Origin of the sequence: Apibacter sp. B3546 (assembly GCF_009827885.1) — a bacterium.
Classification (GTDB): domain Bacteria; phylum Bacteroidota; class Bacteroidia; order Flavobacteriales; family Weeksellaceae; genus Apibacter.
Genome location: NZ_WINW01000004.1, coordinates 203,813 through 205,954, shown reverse-complemented (window position 1 = coordinate 205,954; position 2,142 = coordinate 203,813). Strand labels below are relative to the sequence as shown.

3 protein-coding genes are annotated in these 2,142 nt (G+C 33.4%); all 3 read left to right on the top strand.

The window, feature by feature from the left end:
• The coding region (locus GFU93_RS04210; RefSeq protein ID WP_160567506.1) for an RHS repeat-associated core domain-containing protein at window positions 1–860 on the top strand (860 nt) is incomplete at its 5' end.
• 64 nt (window positions 861–924) lie between these two features.
• Window positions 925–1,494 carry a hypothetical protein gene (locus GFU93_RS04205; RefSeq protein WP_160567504.1) on the top strand — a complete coding sequence of 190 codons (570 nt, stop codon included), beginning with the start codon at window positions 925–927 and terminating at the stop codon, window positions 1,492–1,494.
• Window positions 1,495–1,647: 153 nt separating this feature from the next.
• Window positions 1,648–1,875 carry an Imm53 family immunity protein gene (locus GFU93_RS04200; RefSeq protein ID WP_160567502.1) on the top strand — a complete coding sequence of 76 codons (228 nt, stop codon included), beginning with the start codon at window positions 1,648–1,650 and terminating at the stop codon, window positions 1,873–1,875.
• Window positions 1,876–2,142 lie beyond the last annotated feature (267 nt).

Below are 2,142 nucleotides of genomic sequence, written 5' to 3'. Positions count from 1 at the left end.
ATGGAAAAGAGTTAGATGAAGAAACAGGACTGTATTATTATGGAGCAAGATACTATAATCCAAGAGAAAGTGTATGGTTAAGTACGGATCCGTTAAGTGGTTACAACCCGGTGATGGAAACGGAACACTACATAGACGGGCAACACAACGAAGGAGTGTATAACTCGTTTAATCTCAATACGTATGGGTATTGTTACCAAAGTCCAATTATACTGATTGATCCAAATGGAAAACAAGTATGGACAAGAATTTTGGGAGGAGTAAAAGCTGTAGGAGGTGCTTTAGAAATGGTAGCAGGAGGTGCTTTACTAGTAACACCAGAGCCCACAATGGCAACTAAAGCAGCTGGAGTTGTAGTAGCAGTTCATGGAGCTGATGTAGCTAGTTCCGGATTAAGGCAAATGTGGACAGGAGAAGAAGAAAGTTCACTTACTAGTCAAGGCTTACAAGCAGCAGGAATGTCAAAGCAAAATGCAGAGATAGTAGATGCCAGTATTAGTATAATAGGTTCAGGTGGTGCAGGACTAATAAGTAATACATCTAAGGCTGGAAATATTAGTGGTGCAGTAAGTAATTACTCTAAGATAGGATCAACAGGTAAAGTAGGGGAAGATGCATTGAAATTATTAGGAGGAGAATCTCAAGTCCCTTTTAAAACCTCTAAAGGAATGAGATATATAGATCAGTTGGTAGGGAACTCTGCACATGAATCTAAGGTAGGATATACAACATTGTCCAAGGGAGTTCAAAAACAAATAATGAAAGATGCTGACTTAATTCAAAAAGGACAAATTGAGAGTTCTACTTGGCATTTTTTTAAGAGTCCAGTAACAGGTAAAGGGGGGCATCACAACCTCTAATAAAAGAATTGCAAAAAAATGGAATTAATGTAGTTAATCATTGATTAAGATAGAGTAAAAAATTATGGATGAAATTTTAGATATATTATTAACCAATCAAGATTTTAGAGATAAGGCTAAAAAAGAATTAAAAATATATGAATTATGGTTTAATGAAAATAAAGAAAAATGTTTGTTGGAATTAGAGCATCTTGTACTAAGAACTCTAGGATATGAGAATTGGAAGATGGATTATAGTAAAGAGTCTTTGTTAGGGTTAGGGAAATGGTTAAAGGAAAATCTAGAAACTCGGAAAATAAGTGAAGAAGAATATGCTAAAGTACGTGCAAACGTACCCGATTATATAGATGTAAGTGATAGGATTTTAACATTGGAGTCTAGAACCATATTATTAGATGCCGGTATTTATTTTGGAGAAGTTTTTATTCATAATCATAAGGGGTTAAAATGTGATCAATATTTTTCTTCGGCTAAAAATAGAGATATTAATCATGGAAATATGGTAATTTCTTTAAAAAAAGGAGATTTAAATCCTATAAGAATAATGTTTACAATGGGGTCGCTTTTAAGTAAAGGAAAAAAGGATGATAAAGCACTTGTAAATATTTATGAAGTATGGGAGGAATATTTATGAAAATAGCATATAAAACCTCCCTCACTAATTAGTGAGGGAGGTTTTTGTTATTAAACCACTGCGCTTATTTCGTTAAGTTTATCAAGCAATTCAAGTTCAAAGACCTGCTGTTCCTGGAAAAGATATGCCAAAGAAATTAAACTCCTAAAAATTATGGAAAAAGATATGTTAGTATGGTTAGAAGAATGGTATGCATCTCAATGTGATGGATATTGGGAGCATAATTATGGAGTTAAAATTGAAACTTTTGACAATCCAGGATGGGGATTGAAGATAGAGTTGGAAGATACAGGGATTAATATTGATGATAAATCTTGGGCTAAGATAGAGATTTCAGAAACTGAATGGTTAGGTTATAAAATTGAAAAATGGAATTTTTGACGCTTTTGGCGGAGCACATAAGCTAAATTTATTAATTAAAATATTTAAGTTGTTAGTAGATAATGGAGATATAGATGAGATGAAAGTTAGAGAGTACTTACAGGATAGTAAGCCAGATATTTTTAATTAATAGTAATATTAAAATAACCCCAACCCAGCTCCAAGCGGGGTTGGGGTTTTTATTTACTCTTTATTTAATAAATTGAGTAGTTCTAGTTCATCCTCAAGAATGAGCGTGCGCTGAAGTTGGAAGGGATTGTAAGTTAA

Bases quoted from the DNA above. Each gene is read 5' to 3' on its own strand.
- GFU93_RS04200 (WP_160567502.1), top strand. From the start codon at position 1,648: ATGGAAAAAGATATGTTAGTATGGTTAGAAGAATGGTATGCATCTCAA.
- GFU93_RS04205 (WP_160567504.1), top strand. From the start codon at position 925: ATGGATGAAATTTTAGATATATTATTAACCAATCAAGATTTTAGAGAT.